15 protein-coding genes are annotated in these 15275 nt (G+C 63.5%); 12 read left to right on the top strand and 3 right to left on the bottom strand.

Features of this window, described 5'->3' with window-relative positions:
• Positions 1–5: 5 nt before the first annotated feature.
• The 9 genes from LB524_RS13850 (at position 6) to LB524_RS13810 (ending at position 9551) form a co-directional block, all read left to right on the top strand.
• Positions 6–1226 carry a GNAT family N-acetyltransferase gene (locus LB524_RS13850; RefSeq protein WP_140788421.1) on the top strand — a complete coding sequence of 407 codons (1221 nt, stop codon included), beginning with the start codon at positions 6–8 and terminating at the stop codon, positions 1224–1226.
• A 34-nt stretch (positions 1227–1260) separates the two neighbouring features.
• Positions 1261–2484, top strand: coding sequence for a GNAT family N-acetyltransferase (locus LB524_RS13845; protein ID WP_224527240.1), 1224 nt, complete (start codon positions 1261–1263; stop codon positions 2482–2484).
• A 112-nt stretch (positions 2485–2596) separates the two neighbouring features.
• A complete protein-coding gene (locus tag LB524_RS13840) occupies positions 2597–2821 on the top strand; it encodes a hypothetical protein (RefSeq protein ID WP_015316844.1) in 225 nt (74 codons plus the stop codon).
• Between the two features lie 94 nt (positions 2822–2915).
• Entirely contained in the window at positions 2916–5423 is a 2508-nt protein-coding gene (gene ligD / locus LB524_RS13835; RefSeq protein ID WP_224527237.1) for a DNA ligase D, read from the top strand.
• Positions 5420–5719 carry a GIY-YIG nuclease family protein gene (locus LB524_RS13830; protein ID WP_224527234.1) on the top strand — a complete coding sequence of 100 codons (300 nt, stop codon included), beginning with the start codon at positions 5420–5422 and terminating at the stop codon, positions 5717–5719. Before ligD ends, LB524_RS13830 begins: the two co-directional genes overlap by 4 nt.
• 322 nt (positions 5720–6041) lie before the next feature.
• Positions 6042–6947 carry a Ku protein gene (locus LB524_RS13825; protein ID WP_015316846.1) on the top strand — a complete coding sequence of 302 codons (906 nt, stop codon included), beginning with the start codon at positions 6042–6044 and terminating at the stop codon, positions 6945–6947.
• Complete coding sequence (locus LB524_RS13820) at positions 6944–8080, top strand: tetratricopeptide repeat protein (RefSeq protein ID WP_224527232.1); 1137 nt, start codon at positions 6944–6946, stop codon at positions 8078–8080. The genes LB524_RS13825 and LB524_RS13820 overlap by 4 nt, the downstream gene beginning before the upstream one ends.
• A gap of 50 nt (positions 8081–8130) precedes the next feature.
• Positions 8131–8775, top strand: a complete 645-nt coding sequence (locus LB524_RS13815) for an alpha/beta family hydrolase (protein WP_140824373.1) — start codon at positions 8131–8133, stop codon at positions 8773–8775.
• A 5-nt stretch (positions 8776–8780) separates the two neighbouring features.
• A complete protein-coding gene (locus LB524_RS13810; protein WP_224527229.1) occupies positions 8781–9551 on the top strand; it encodes an exodeoxyribonuclease III in 771 nt (256 codons plus the stop codon).
• 137 nt (positions 9552–9688) lie between these two features.
• On the opposite strand, the gene LB524_RS13805 is transcribed toward LB524_RS13810, so the two are convergent.
• Entirely contained in the window at positions 9689–9781 is a 93-nt protein-coding gene (locus tag LB524_RS13805; RefSeq protein ID WP_140617931.1) for a lasso RiPP family leader peptide-containing protein, read from the bottom strand.
• 245 nt (positions 9782–10026) lie between these two features.
• Here LB524_RS13805 and LB524_RS13800 point away from each other — a divergent pair, with 245 nt between their 5' ends.
• Entirely contained in the window at positions 10027–11583 is a 1557-nt protein-coding gene (locus LB524_RS13800; protein WP_224527226.1) for a WD40 repeat domain-containing protein, read from the top strand.
• A 683-nt stretch (positions 11584–12266) separates the two neighbouring features.
• On the opposite strand, the gene LB524_RS13795 is transcribed toward LB524_RS13800, so the two are convergent.
• On the bottom strand, positions 12267–13007 hold the full coding sequence (locus LB524_RS13795) for a sulfotransferase family protein (RefSeq protein ID WP_224527223.1): 741 nt from the start codon (positions 13005–13007) through the stop codon (positions 12267–12269).
• A 211-nt stretch (positions 13008–13218) separates the two neighbouring features.
• On the opposite strand from LB524_RS13795, the gene LB524_RS13790 reads away from it, so the two are divergent.
• Positions 13219–13464: an exopolysaccharide production repressor protein gene (locus LB524_RS13790; RefSeq protein ID WP_224527204.1), complete on the top strand. Its 246-nt coding sequence runs from the start codon at positions 13219–13221 to the stop codon at positions 13462–13464.
• 477 nt (positions 13465–13941) lie between these two features.
• Entirely contained in the window at positions 13942–14241 is a 300-nt protein-coding gene (locus LB524_RS13785) for a DUF1236 domain-containing protein (protein WP_015316855.1), read from the top strand.
• A gap of 85 nt (positions 14242–14326) precedes the next feature.
• Here LB524_RS13785 and yghU read toward each other — a convergent pair whose 3' ends face one another.
• Positions 14327–15193, bottom strand: coding sequence for a glutathione-dependent disulfide-bond oxidoreductase (yghU, locus tag LB524_RS13780; protein ID WP_224527200.1), 867 nt, complete (start codon positions 15191–15193; stop codon positions 14327–14329).
• Positions 15194–15275 lie beyond the last annotated feature (82 nt).

Raw genomic sequence — 15275 nt, 5'->3', positions numbered from 1 at the left:
AGGATGTGACAGGCCACGCAGTGCAAATTGCCGCGATGACCGACTTGCCTGGCGGGCAGGTCTCGCATCCCACCTCCGTCGCGGCGAACGACGCCTATACGGCAAAACTGCACACCAGCCTCGAGGCGGTCAGGCCACTCTGGCTGCGCCTCCAGGAAAGCGGTGTGTGCACCGGCCACCAGAATTACGCCTGGGCGGAAGGGATCGCCACGCGGCTGCTGCCGGAAGGCGCCGAACTCCTCATCGTCGAGGTGGGCGACGCCACGACTGGCGAACCCAGGATGCTGGTGCCGCTGATGCGGCGCAGGGCCTTCCAGCATTGGGTGGTCGAATGGTTGAGCTGTGGCGTCTGCGACTATTCGGCACCGCTGCTGGCCGATGCCAGCCCGTGGACGCGACAATCCGCGCAGGCTGCGTGGGCGGCGGTGCGCTCGGCGCTGCCGCCGGCGGACCGCGTCCACATCGTGGGGATTCCCCGACAGATTCAGGGCGTCGCCAATCCGCTGGCCTTGCTGTCGGCCACACGCGATTCCATCCAGACCACTTTCGGCCTCGCCATCGACGGCGATCCCGAAACAGTGCTCAAGCGTCTCTGCAGGCCATCCTTCGTCAAGGAATTCGGCAAGGACTGGCGCCGCCTCGAACGGCTTGGCAGCGTGGAACTGGTCGAGGCCGGGGCGCCGGCCGAGGTTGACCGTATCTTCGGCGAACTGGTGCGGATGCGGCTCGATCGCTTTCGCGAGCTTGGTCGCTTCGATCTGCTGACCCAGGAGAACATCGTCGAATTTTACCGGAACGCGGCTGTTCAGGGCCTGTTGGACGGTTCGGTGCGGCTTTTCGGGCTGCTCGTCGGCGAGGCTCTGATCGCGGTTCAATATCTGCTCGTGCATCAAGGGACTGTTCATGCTCTGCTGATAGCAATGGACCAGGGCGTCGTGCCCAATGTCTCGCCGGGGCTTGCAATCATGGGCAGGTTGATCGGCTGGGCGCGCGAACGAGGCTTTGGATATTTCGACCTGTCGGTCGGCAACCAGAGCTACAAGGAACATATGGGCGCCAAGGGTTCGGTATTGGTCGAACTCTGCCATGGGTTCACGATGCGGGGCAGTGTGGCGACCACCGCCATCGAGTTCCGCAGGCGGGTCGAGGCTTTCGTACGCTCCAGCCCAAGGCTGCTCAACGCGGTCCAGGGAACAATGCGGGGTTTTCGGCGCTTGCGTGGATAATGCCCATGCGCCCCAGAACGAATGGGAGAGGCATGTGGCAAGCCAGGCAGTGCGGTTGGTCGCGACGGCGGATGCACCGGTTCAACCGATTTCGCCGGTTAGAGCAGGCATGGGCGCCACCGCGCACTATACGGCGCGGCTGCACACCAGCTTCGACACCGTAAGGCAGCTCTGGCAGCGTCTTGAGGAGACCGGTTTGTGCACCGGCCACCAGGACCTTGCCTGGGTGGAAGGGATCGCCGGGCGGCTGATGCCCAAAAGCGCCGAGCTGCTCGTCGTCGAGGTCAATGATGCCGCCACGGGCGCGCATGTCATGCTGCTGCCGCTGATGCGGCGCCGGGCGCTCGGCCACTCCGTGATCGAATGGCTGAGCTGCGGCGTGTGCGATTATTCGGCGCCGCTGCTGGCCGATGCCAGGCCTTGGACCAGGCAAAACGCCGACGCCGCCTGGGCCGCGGTCCGCGCCGTGCTGCCGCCGGCCGACCGCATCCATATTGCGGGGATTCCGCGGGAAATCCACGGCGTGGCCAATCCGCTGGCGCTGCTTTCGGCGGCGCGCGACTCCATTCAGATCGCCTCGGGTCTGGTCATGGATGGCGAGCCGGAGACGCTGGTCAAGCGTATCTGCAAATCCTCCTTCACCAAGAATTTCAACAAGCACTGCCGCCGCTTCGAACAGCTCGGCGGCCTCGCACTGGTCGAAGCCGAGACGCCTGAGATGATCGAGGAGCAGTTCGGCAGACTGCTCGACCTCAGGCTCAACCGCTTTCGCGAACTCGGGCGCTTCGACCTTTTGACGCAGGCGCCGATCGTGGAGTTCTACCGCAACGCCGCCCTGCAGGGGCTTTCCGACGGCTCGGTGCGGCTGTTCGGGCTGCGCGTCGGCCAGGCCTATCTCGCTGTCATGTACGTGCTGGTCATGAAGGGCACCTTGCACGCCCTGCTGCTCGGGTTCGACCAGGACGCGGTGGCCAACGTCGCGCCGGGCCTGACGATGATCGGCAAGCTGATGGTGTGGGCACGGGCGCAAGGGCTCGGCTATTTCGACCTCTCGGTCGGCGGACAGGGATACAAGCAGCATATCGGCGCCTCGAACTCGGTGCTGGCCGAACTGTGCGAGGCGATGACGCTGAAGGGCAGGGGCTCGACGACCTATATCAGGCTGCGCTGCAAGGCCGAGCTGTTTGTGCGCTCCAAGCCGCGGCTTTACAAGGCCGTGCAGGGCGTGATGCGCCGTTTCCGGCGGTTGAAGACCTGAAGGACGCCGCCCGCGAAATTGACAGGCGCGCGCGTCTCCGCCATCCTTGGGGCCAGTCGCCGGGCCGCCAAAAGCGGCCGAGTTCCGTGTCAGGCGACCGAGGGCGAAGCGCATGTCCACTGCCGTGAACGGCCAGAACTCCAAGCGCGCCGCGGTGCGCAAGGCACTTGACCGCCACAAGGTCTACGTCACCGCGCAGCGTTTCTCAGGCGGCACCTACAGTGCGCGCGTGCTGGTCGACGGCGAGGCCTACTGGGTGGATGAGTTTCGGCTGAGCCAGTTGCAGCAGGGTTTGTCGCCGGCCGAGCTGGAGCTGACGCCGGCGACGGACGACTGAGACCACGTGATAAATCGCGAGCGGTGCCAAGATAGCGCCCCACGGCGCGAAGGAACGAGGCGGTTGTTGGTTTCCGCCAGGCTCGGCTTTTGACATGCCGCCCGCCAAGCTCGGATCCTATCGCGCCAAGCGCGAATTCTCGAAGACGCCGGAGCCGGCCGGCGGGCTGATGACTGGGGGCGGCAACCGCTTCGTCATCCATAAGCATCACGCCACGGCGGACCACTACGATCTGCGCCTGCAGGTTGGCGATGTCTTGAAAAGCTGGGCGGTGCCGCGCGGGCCATCGCTCAACCCAGCCGACAAAAGGCTGGCGGTGGAGACCGAGGACCATCCGCTCGAATACATCGATTTCGAGGGCGTCATCCCCGAAGGCGAATATGGCGGCGGGCCGATGATCGTCTGGGACACCGGCAGCTGGGCGCCGATGGACGATGTCGACAAAAGCCTGCGCACCGGCGCCTTCAAGTTCCGGCTGGCCGGCGAAAAGCTCAATGGCGGCTGGATGTTGACCCGGCTGAAGCCAAAGCCCGGCGAAGACGAGAACAAGAAGAACTGGCTGCTGTTCAAGGAGCGCGACCTCGCCGCCGACACGGGGCTGAATATCCTCGAAGCGCGGCCGGAAAGCGTGAAATCCGGCTTGCGCATCGAGGAGCTGGCAGCGCCACCTAAGCCGGCCGCGAAGTCCGCGCCAAAGCCCGGTTCGCTGAAGCCGGGCGACCTGCCGGGCGCGGCCAAGGCGCCAGCGCTGAGCCGCATCGAGCCGCAACTGGCGAGCCAGGTGCCGAAGCCGCCGGGCGGCGAAGGCCTTGCCGAGAATACGAACGAGCTCTGGCTGCACGAGATCAAATTCGACGGCTACCGCACCATGGCGCATATCTCCGACGGGCAGGTGCGGCTGATCACGCGCGGTGGCATCGACTGGACGAGACGCTATGGCGACTTGCCACATGCGTTCGCCAAGCTGCCGTGCCGCGAGACGATCATCGACGGTGAGATCGTCGTGCTCGATGCCAAGGGCATTTCCCGCTTTGCGCTGTTGCAGGACGCGCTGGCAGCGGGCGCCGGCAGCAAGCTGCATTTCTACGCCTTCGACCTGTTGCATCTCGAGGGCTGGGATCTGATGAAGGTGCCGCTCATCCGGCGCAAGGCGCTGTTGGCCGAACTGCTTGGCGGGCTTGGCGCCAACTCCGCGATCCAGTTCTCCGACCATGTCGAGGGTTCCGGGCAAGCGCTTTACGACCAGGTGACGGAACTCGGCCTGGAGGGCGTGGTCTCCAAACGCGCCACCGCGATCTATCAGAGCGGCCGCACCAAGAGCTGGACCAAGACCAAGGCGCTCGAAAAGGACGATTTCGTCATCGCCGGCTACACCATTTCGGACGCGGCCGAGGGGCTGGCCGCGCTCGGCATGGCCGAGTGGGTGGACGGCGAACTGCACTATCGCGGCAAGGTCGGCACCGGCTTCGATGCCGGGACCGCGGCCGACCTGCTGGCCCGGCTTGAGCCGCTCACATCCGGCGCCACGCCGCCGGAAGGCGTGCCGCGCGAAATCATGCGCGAGATGCACTGGGTCAAGCCGCTGTTTTCGGCGCGCATCCACTACGCCAATCGAACCGCGGACAATTCGTTGCGCCACGGTGTGTTCCGGGGCCTCAGGGATGTCGGCCTGTCGACGCCGGTCTCCTCGACGCGCAAGCGCCTGATCGCCGAAACCGATCTCGCCACCATCTGGGTGACAAACCCGACGCGGCGGCTGTTCGGCAAGACCGGCCCGACCAAGCTCGACATCGCCGTCTATTACGCGCTGGTCGGCGACTTCATGCTGCCGCACATCCTTGGCCGCCCGGTGTCGCTGGTGCGCTGCCCGACCGGCCTGCCCAAGGACTGCTTCTTCCAGCGTCATGCGTTCACCGGCATGCCGCCTTCGGTGGTGATGTTCCAGGCGACCAATTCCGAGGGCGAGACCAAGTCCTATCTCTCGGTCGAGGGCGCGAAAGGATACCTGGCGCTGGCGCAGTTCGGCGTCGTCGAGTTCCACACCTGGGGCACGCATCGCTCGAGCCTCGACAAGCCCGACCAGATCGTCCTCGACCTCGACCCGGGCGAGGGGATTTCCTGGCGCGAGGTGGTGGAGGCCGCCGTGCACATCAAGGGCGAGCTGGAGGGGCTTGGTCTGGTGCCGTTCGCAAAGACCTCCGGCGGCAGCGGTATCCACATCACCGTGCCGGTGACGCAAAAGCAGAACTGGAAGAAGCTGCATCAGGCAACCAGCGCCATATCAACGCATCTAGCGGCCACCGCGCCCGACACCTTCACCACCACAATGGGCAAGGAAAACCGCAAGCGGCGCATCTTCATCGACTATCACCGCAACGCGCGTGGCCACACCTCCGCCGCCCCCTATTCGCTGCGCGCCCGCACCAACCTGCCGGCCTCGACACCGGTGAGCTGGGCCGATCTGGAGGCAATCGATGCACCGCAGGATTTAAATTATGCGTCGCTGCCGGGGTTGCTGGAGACGTCGGGCGATCCGTGGGCTGAGATCGACGACTTCGCCAGGGATCTGCCGGTGGTCTCGGGAAAGGTAAACGGGCTTTGAGGCGCCCTTCGACGACCAGGGCTCCTGAACTTCGTCATCCTAGGGCGAAGCAGGAGCGAAGCTCCGTCGCGAAGACCCTAGGTCGCCGTATGCCAGAACACAAGTCGGGCCAAGGCTCGCGTTTCACCAGCCAATACGGCGTGCAACGGCTGGTCTGGTATGAGGAATATTTCGACATTACCGATGCAATCCAGCGCGAGAAGTCACTTAAGCGCCGGCCGCGCCTATGGAAAGTTGAACTGATCGAGAAGGCCAATCCAGACTGGTTCGAACTCTTTCGCGGGACTGGATGGTGAGCTTTCCTTCACCGCGGCAACGCTTGTAGGTCACGGCATGGATCCTAGGGTCTGCGCGCGTCGCTTCGCTCCTTGCTACGCCCTAGGATGACGAAGCGTGGAGCGTTCGCTGTGGTCGCCGGCGTGTCGGCTCAAACGCCATCGACGCTTTCGACAATTTGAATTATCTTGTCGCCGGTCCTCTCGCAGCCCCGGCGGGAAGCTTTCGTCAGGGATTTGTCGGTATTGTGCGGGGTCGGTGTAGGATTTGCGCAGCCTTGTTCGTCCTTCGGACGAAGCGCTGCGAAGTAACAGTCAGTGCATGGCCGCGTAGGAGTTCATCATGGCGCCCAGGGCAAGTTGGAAGGGTTACCTCAAGCTCAGTCTCGTCAGCTGTCCGGTGCGGCTATACCCCGCCACCAGCGCCAGCGAGCGCATCTCGTTCAACCAGCTGCACAAGAAGACCCACAACCGCATCAACATGAAGCCGGTCGACCCTGAACTGGGGCTCGTTGAGCGGGCGGATCTGGTCAAGGGCTACGAGTACGAGGACAAGCAGTACATCATCATCGACGATGCCGACCTCGACGCGGTGCGCATCGAATCCAACCACACGATGAACATCGAGGCTTTCGTCGATGAGGACGAGGTCGACGTCATCTACCAGGACGCGCCCTATTACATGGCGCCGGACGGGGCGATGGCGGAAGAGACTTTCGCCGTGCTGCGCGAAGCGATGCGCAAATCCGGCAAGCTCGCCATCGCCAGGCTGGTGCTGTCCAGCCGCGAGCGCGTGGTGACGATCGGCGCGCGCGAGAACGGGATGTTCGTGTGCACGTTGAGGAACCCGAACGAAGTGCGTGGCACGGCCGAATATTTCGGCAACATTCCAGCCGGCAAGCCTGACCCGGAAATGCTGCAGCTTGCCGAAGCGCTGATCAAGCAGAAGGAAACCACCTTCGATCCGAAGAATTACGAGGACCGCTACGAGGTCGCGCTGATGACGATGATCCGCGAGAAGCTGAAGGGCCACAAGCCGATCATCGCGGCGGCACCGGAGCGCGGCAACGTCATCAACCTGATGGATGCGCTGAAGGCCAGCCTGTCTCAGTCGAAGCCGCCGGCCAAGTCGAAGAGCAAGGCCGACGAGCCCGCCAAGCCCGCCGCGAAGAAGGCGGCCGCGGGTGGTGCGCCTGAAAATCCTCTCAAGGCCAACCTGCTCAAGGCGGTCGGCAAGAGCAAGAAATGACGGCACCGGCCGTTCCGGGCGCTGTCTTCGGCACGATCGGCGCACTGGCGGCGTTTCCGCTCAGGCTTGCCGCACGCGAGGTGGAGCGCCAGCACGGCCAGCTCAGGCGCGGCGTCACCCGCCGCACCACGCATGTCGTGTTCGGACGCGCATTGTTGGTCAAGGCGGGGCTGACCAAGGCCGGACTAACCAAAAATAGCGATAGCGAGATCGAACGCCGCGTTGGCGCCGAGCGCGCGGCCGGGCGCATTCTCATGAGCGAGAACGGTTTCCTGCGGCTGCTCGGGCTGATGAAGGCGCCCGAGGCGTCTTCGCTGTCGCGCCAATCGCTGATCGACCAGTCAAGGCTGTCCGGCGCCGATCTCGACAGGCTCAGCCTGTTCGACGCCTTCGAGCATGATGGCGAGCCCTATTCCTTCCGCGACCTGATCCTGGCGCGCAAATATGCGGGGCTGATCGCCGGGGGCGCGACATGGGGCGCGATCGCGCGCTCCGTCCACCGCTCCGGCCCGGTGGCTTCGCTGACCGCCAAGTCGCTCAATGTCGGCTCGCAGCACGGCCGCCCCGACGCCATCTACCTCGAAGGCGGCCAGAGCGAGCTCGACGGGCAGCTGCTGTTCGATCTCGGCGCCGCGGCACAAGGCGACGACACGCTGGAAGATTTGTTCGCCGAGGCGGAAGCCGCCGAGGAGGGCGGGGACCATGACGGGGCCGCCGCACTCTACCAGCGCTGCCTCGCCATCGATCCCACCGACGCCATCGCCGCCTTCAACCGCGCCAACTGTTTGCGCGGGTCCGGGCGCGTGGCGGAAGCCGTGCATGATTATGCCAGGGCGATCAAGCTCGATCCGGTCTTCGTCGAAGCCTGGTTCAACCTGGCCGGGCTGATGAGCGAGCAAGGGCGCGATGCTTCGGCGCGAAGGCATTTGCAGAAGGCGATCGCGCTCGACAAGACTTATGCCGACCCGGTGTTCAATCTGGCGCGGCTGGAGTTTGACGCCGGCAATCTGCTTGAGGCGCGGCGGCTGTGGTCTCGTTATCTGGAACTCGACTCCAAGTCCGAGTGGGCCGGGGTCGCCGCCAAAGGCGTGCAGTTCGTGGATATGGAGCTGGCGCAGAAGTCGGCGGGCTGAAATGTTTGCGCTTGAACACCGGGAACTCGGCCTTCATGAGGAAGACACCCATGACCAGCTTCCTCTTCGACGGCCACGAGACCGCTCCCGTCACCATCCTGCTTGCCCATGGCGCCGGCGCTTCAATGGACTCTCCTTCCATGACAGCCACCGCAAAGGCGCTGGCCGCCGCTGGCTTCCAGGTCGTGCGCTTCGAGTTCCACTATATGGCCGCGCGCCGCTACGGCCAGCGCAAGCCGCCACCGCGTGCCGAAACGGTGAACCCGGAATACATCAAGGCGATCGCCGACCTCAGGGCGAAGGGTGTAACGGGCAAGCTCATCATCGGTGGCAAGTCGATGGGTGGGCGCGTCGCCTCGATGATCGCCGACGAGATGTTTTCCAAGGGCGAGATCTTAGGATTGATCTGCCTCGGCTATCCCTTCCATCCGCCTGGCAAGCCCGAGCAATTGCGGACAAAACATCTCGCCGGGCTGAAGACGCCGACGCTGATCTTCCAAGGCACGCGCGACGAGTTCGGCACGAAGGACGAGGTCGCGACCTACAACCTTTCCGATGCCATCGAAGTGATCTGGCTGGAGGACGGCGACCATGATTTGAAGCCGCGCAAGAGTATTTCGGGTTTCTCTACCGCGGATCATCTGACGACGCTGGCGGAGACGGTGAAGGCTTGGATGGGCAGGATCGCGCCCTGATCCCAATGAAGATCGCCAGCTTCAATATCAACAACATCAACAGCAGGCTGGACAACCTGCTGTCGTGGCTCGGCTCCGCAAAACCCGATGTGGTCTGCCTGCAGGAACTGAAGGCGCGCGACACACAGTTTCCGCGTACCGCGCTTGCCGATGCCGGCTATGGCGCGGTGTGGAAAGGCGAGCCGACGTGGAACGGCGTCGCCATACTCGCGCGCGGTGCCGAGCCGGTGCTGACCCGCGATGTATTGCCCGGCGACGATGCCGACCGGCAGAGCCGCTACATCGAGGCGGCGGTGAACGGCATCGTCATCGCCTGTCTCTATGCGCCCAACGGCAACCCGCAGCCGGGGCCGAAATTCACCTACAAGCTCGCCTGGCACGCAAGGCTGGAAGCGCATGCCGAACAGCTCATCGACACCGGCCTGCCGGTGGTGCTGGCCGGCGACTACAACATCGTGCCCGAACCGCGCGACATCTACGCCACACGCTCCTATGACGACAACGCGCTGGTGCAGCCGGAAAGCCGCGCCGCCTTCGCCGCGCTGCTCGAACAAGGCTGGACCGACGCGTTGCGCAAGAAATACCCGAAGGAGACGCTCTACACCTTCTGGGATTACCGACGGAACCGCTGGCCACGCAACGCGGGCCTGCGGCTCGACCACATCCTGTTGTCGACGACGCTGGTGCGCAAGCTCGGGGCCGCCGGCATCGATCGTGACGTGCGCGGGCAAGATGGCGCCAGCGACCACGCGCCGGTCTGGGTGGAATTGGGGTGAAAGGCATTGCGCGACGGTCGTCGCATACACCACGCGACGGCAACGCTGTCACAGCCTCAAGAAAGACAGAGCATCCCTGCCTGCCGATCGGACAGTGCCCCCAACATTATTGGCGGATATGTTCCCGGGTACTGAGATCAGCCTGGCAGTATCGGCGCCGAGGGCCCGGCCGTGACCGACTTCAGATTACCCTTCTTGACCAGGACGGGTCGTTCATAAATCTTCTTCATAGTGCAAGCTCTCCACTATATCCCGTCACGATAGTGACACATCACGGTCATCTGTCAATGTTGTGAGGGAGATAGTCGAGGTTAGCCCACCGAAGCATTGCGGACTCTGGGCTCCAGGAGGCCGGGTGCCCTGGCGCAAATCCGAATACTGCGATCGGTGTACATCAGGGCAGGAAACAAGAGCGGCGCTTTGCGGCATCCACCGGCGCTGATAATCTTGTCCAAATCGGCGGGCGGAGGGCGCGATGAACAGGTTGGCTGACAAGGTGCTGGCGCTTGTCCTGGCCGTGGTCGCGGCTGCCTGTCTGGCCCAGGTCTATCCGCTGATCGACATCCTGGCCGGGCGTGGCCTTGCCGGGCTCGACGTTGCCATGCTGCGGCCGGCGGCATATTCGGCGGCGGCACTTGCCTGTTTCATCGGTGCGTTGCTGTTCCTGGCGGGCCAATTGCCCGGCCGGCCCGTGCACGCGGCCGGGGTGCCGCTGTTCGGCAGGGACGCCGAATTGGAGCCGGCGGGCCGCCCACGCCTGCGCCGGACTTTCCTGGTGCTGCCAGTGGTTGTCTTGCTGGCGCTGCTTGGCGACGGGTTCGGCTCGTGGCGGCCGCATGAGGGTGGCGAGCATGTCGCCAGCGCGCCGCCCATGGAATCCGTGCCAAAGCCGGAATCGCCGGCGCCGGTTGCTCGGACACCGCCCTTGCCGCCGGCCCTGCCGCCCGAGCAGGCGGCCACGCCGCCAGCCGCTGCAAACCCGCCGGCTTTGCCGGTGCAACCAGCTCCGCCGGTGGCCGTCCCTGCTGTTCCGCCGGTGTCTGTAGCGCCGATGCCGCCTGAGGTCACGGTCATTCCGCCGCCGACGGTGGCGCCGTTGCCGCCGTCGCCGCCGGCGGCACCAACGCAGCCCGACGGCCATCGCGATGCGGTCGTCTGGCTGGCGGTGGCGCCGGATGGGCGTTCGATCATGAGCGCCAGCACTGACCATACGATCAAGCTCTGGGACATGGGCGGCAAGCACCTGATGCGCAATCTCGGCGTTCACAAGGACATGGCGCGCACCGCGCTCTACATGCCCGACGGCACCAGCGCGCTGACGGCCGGCGACGATGGTGAGATCGTGCAGCGAAAACTCGCCGACGGCGCGGTGCTGCACGTCTTCCAATCCGGCCAGAACGGTGGCGTCAACAAGCTGGCGATCAGCCCGGACGGCAGGCGCGCCGTCAGCGGGCACGACACCGGCAACGTCATCATCTGGGACCTCGTCAACGGGTCCGTGCTGCATGTGCTGACCGGCCACGACTGGTCGATCAGCGCGGTCGCCGTCTCGCCCGATGGCAAGCAGGCCCTCTCGGGCAGCATCGACGGGACGCTGAAACTCTGGGACATCGACAGCGGCAAGCAGTTGCGCAGCTGGCACGGCCATGAGCAAGGCACCTATGGCGCCGTGTTCACCGCCGACGGGCATCATCTGATCACCGGCAGCGGCGACCTGACGATCAAGGTCTGGGATGTCGACAGCGGCCGCGAGGTGAAGCGCTTCGAGGGCCACGAGGGCACGGTTTACGCACTGGTGCTATCGGCCGACGGCAAACGCCTGCTGTCGGGATCACTCGACGGCACCGCAAGGCTGTGGGACATGGCGAGTGGGAATCAGATCGCCATGTTCGACAGCCAGACCGGACCGATCTACGCCGTCGCCTTCGCCGCCGATGGCACGGTGCTGACCGGCGGCTCCGACCGCACCATCAGGGATTGGCCAGCGGCCGGTGGTGACGGCGTCGTGCTGTTTGCAGGGGCGCCGGGGTGAATGCCTGGAGACGCTGGACCGGGGCATGGACGCTGGTCAAGTAACCGTGCGCTTGCCATGGTCGACGCGGACGGGGGGGCGCATTGTTGGGGTGTGCTCGGCGCCCGCGCCAACCAGGGCGGCTCGTACCGCCGCAACAACACCATCGCACATCGCCCAAACCTCGGAAACTTCCGCGAAAGCGGAATAGGCAGCGGCTGCAAGGCCCGGCATTCTAGCCGGGCATGATCGGCCAACCCCAGGCGGCTGGCAAGGCGGCAACGCAGTATGGCAAAGTGCTGGTCCATGGATTGACCGGGGACGTTGCGTTGCTATCTGACTCGATAGGCTGCGTGCCTGCGGATCGAACTGATCGGTTTCCTTGTAGGACCAAGGTCTTGTTTCGTGCGCCCGAAGGTCCGAGAGGCCCCGTTCGGTTCCGGCAATGTCCATTGGACGTTCCGCTATTTTATCCAATCGAGATATGATCATCCGGCTTCGCCGCCACGTTCAAGAACGGTAAGCCTGCTCGGACAGGCATGGGCTGGTGGCCGCCCGGCAAGGGAAGACAAGCGCAAGAGTTCCAGCGAAAGCCGCTGCCAGCCAGTCTGGCGTGAAAGCGGGTAGCTTTCAGGTCGTTTGTTTCGGAGCGAAAAACTTAACCGCTCCATGCAGGCAAGGGATCGAGCTGCCTGGGCTTGCCGTTACCCCAGCCACCACCACAATGCCGCGATCACCGCCGCGATGGCGGCCATCGTCAGCCCCAGCATGATGTAGGAGCCTTTGATGATGTCGCGGATGATCTTCTTGATCGTTTCGCGGTCGTTCAGGTTGGGGAAGGTTTCGTTTGGCTGGGCGACGTCGAGGAAATGGCAGAGCGGCCCCCAGCCTTCGCTGACGTTGAACACCAGCAGCTTTTCCGGCGGCACGGCTGCTTTCACTTCGTCGACATAGCTGAGGTAGCGGGCAACCGCCTTGTCGCGATCACCCATGACGCCGGCCAATGTGCGGCCCCAGATGAGCTTGCGCGACATGTCGCCGAACTTGCGGCCGAACGGTGTGAGCCATTCCAAAATCTTGAACTGCCACAGGTTCTCGGTGAAGTAGATCGTATCGATGGTGCTTTCATACCAGGCCTCGGCGCCGCGTGGGTGTAGTGTCAGCAGCACCTTGGCGTCGGGGTAGGCAGCCATCAATTCCTTCCAGACGCAGCAGCCTGGATTGTCGACGGTGGCCGTATAGTTTGCGAACACGCGGTTCCAGTCGTGCTGGGTGCCGGGCGGGCTGTTGGCCACCGCGCGCCAGAAATCAAGATGGCCCTTATTGGCCTTGTTCATGATCACTTCCTGCATGTGATAGCAGGGCAGGCCGAGCCTGTTCAGCGCTGCAAAGGTCGACCATGTGCCGGTGCGGCCGAAACCGGCGCCAATAAGCTTGAGCGTCATTTCCAATCCCCACCGAACTCTTTTCTCTGATATCGCGGTCCGTGAGCATCAAACTGCTCCTGCCGGGGCCGCCCCGCAACAAACTTCTACATGGATGCCCAGAGGGACGCCATACTTGCGTAATTGCTAAAATAATGAAAACCTGTGCGCGGGTGTGGAGATGGGCAGGGAGTCGCCGGGACCGGAACCGGTTCGGCGATCTTGAAGGTCGATGTATTTTGGGTCATTTCTCGTCGGGATGTCGGCGACCACGATCGTTGTCGCGGTGTGGACCTATATTGCTACCGGTTCGTTCTGGGTGGCGCTTGCCTGGACAGTGGTGGTCCTGGTCGTCCTGCAGGTCGGCTATTTCGTGCTCGTCGTGGGGCTGATCTACAGGCGCGCGCAAGACGTCGCGATGAGCCCGGATGCAGTCAACCCGGTGCCGCCGCTCCATCGGGACGGCGTCCGATTCTGACGAAGAGCTTCCGCTCCGGCATCGAGCGTTGCGCACCTTCCGCCAAATCGCGGTGGCCGGTGGAACGAAGCCGTGATGCGTGCGTTTTTCCTGCCGCGATCGGTGAGGCGCCACCTCCACCGGTCCGTTGTAGGCCCGTTCTGCTCCCGGCAGGGCGGGCCTTTTTTGGAGGCCGGTAGGGCATTTGGAACGACACTCTTCGCTATACGTTAGTTGTTGCTAAGGAGCGGGTAATCCGAGAAAGAGGCGTCATTGCTTGCGCTGCAAAGCGCGATGTTTTTGCTATTCCCGCAAATTAGAAGAAGTTTCTTCAGAAAAGAAAAGCATACCGGTGCTTATCTTCACATGTGTGCATAATAAAATGTGGCATGTTTCTGATTGCGCGCCACATTTATTTCACAAACAGGGATGGAACCTCCCAGTTGCGCGAGAGTTTTCCCTGAGGCGGAGCGAAAATATCCAATCATGGAGGTTGTTATGAAACATTATCTTACGAGCGCCGCGGCTGCCATCGTCCTGCTGGGCGGCGTCGGAGCGGCCCTGGCGGACACGATCGTGGTCCAGCCGGAACAGGAGACGGTGGTTCGCGAATACATCAAGAAGGAGCCGCTGGCGTCGGTGAACCTTCTGGGCGTCGAGCTCAAGCTCGGCTCGTCCGTGCCGGACAAGGTCGAACTGCGCGAGGTCCCCAACGTCAAGTATCGCGTTGCGGTGATCAACGATCAGACCGTGCTGGTCGACCCGGACACCCGTCAGATCGTGGAAGTTCTTCACTGATCCGTCTCATGCATCAAGCAAAAAGCCCATCACCGATTTAATCCGGTGATGGGCTTTTGTTTGTCGCCCGCCAGTTCTCCAGAATTTACTCGGCGGCCAGCTTGTCTTGCGTCCTGGTGTCGAAGTCGCTGGCGTCATGGCGTTCGTGCAGTTGCATGGACGGTTCGCCAAAGGCGCGGTTGACCATGCGGCCACGCTGGACAGCGGGCCGTTCGTCGATCGCCTTTGCCCAGCGCTGAACGTGCTTGTAATCGTGAACCGACAGGAATTCGGCGGAATCATTGTACATCCGGCCGAGCGCCAGCCCGCCATACCAGGGCCAGACCGCCATGTCGGCGACCGAATAATCCTTGCCACCGAGATACTCGACCTCGGCCAGCCGGCGGTCGAGTACGTCCATCTGCCGCTTCACCTCCATCGAGAAGCGGTCGATGGCGTATTCGAACTTCTCCGGTGCATAGGCGTAGAAATGGCCAAAACCGCCGCCGAGGTAGGGCGCAGAACCCATCTGCCAAAACAGCCAGGACAGCACTTCCGCCCGGGCCGGTTGTTCGGTGGGCAGGAATTCACCGAATTTTTCGGCGAGATAGACCAGGATCGAGCCGGATTCGAAGACGCGCAACGGGGTCTTGCCGCTGCGATCCATCAGGGCGGGGATCTTGGAATTGGGATTGACCTCGACAAAGCCGCTGCCGAACTGGTCGCCATCGTTGATCCGGATCAGCCAGGCGTCGTATTCGGCGCCCTTGTGGCCAAGCGCCAGAAGCTCCTCCAGCATCACCGTCACCTTGACGCCGTTCGGCGTCGCCAGCGAATAAAGCTGCAGCGGGTGCTTGCCGACGGGCAGGTCCTTGTCATGCGTCGGACCGGCGATCGGCCGGTTGATGCTGGCAAAGGTGCCGCCATTGGCCTTGTTCCAGGTCCATACTTTCGGCGGGGTGTATTCGGTCATTGCGCGGCCTCGTGTTGTGGGAAGGATGGATAGGCGTTTATAGGTAGGGCTGTGGAGGGGGAAGTTCAACTTGTGTTGAACT

The organism is Mesorhizobium sp. ESP6-5, assembly GCF_020164695.1.
GTDB classification, from domain to species: domain Bacteria; phylum Pseudomonadota; class Alphaproteobacteria; order Rhizobiales; family Rhizobiaceae; genus Mesorhizobium; species Mesorhizobium australicum.
Note: the sequence above shows the minus strand (reverse complement) of the source record. Positions and strands in the feature narration are given on the sequence as shown.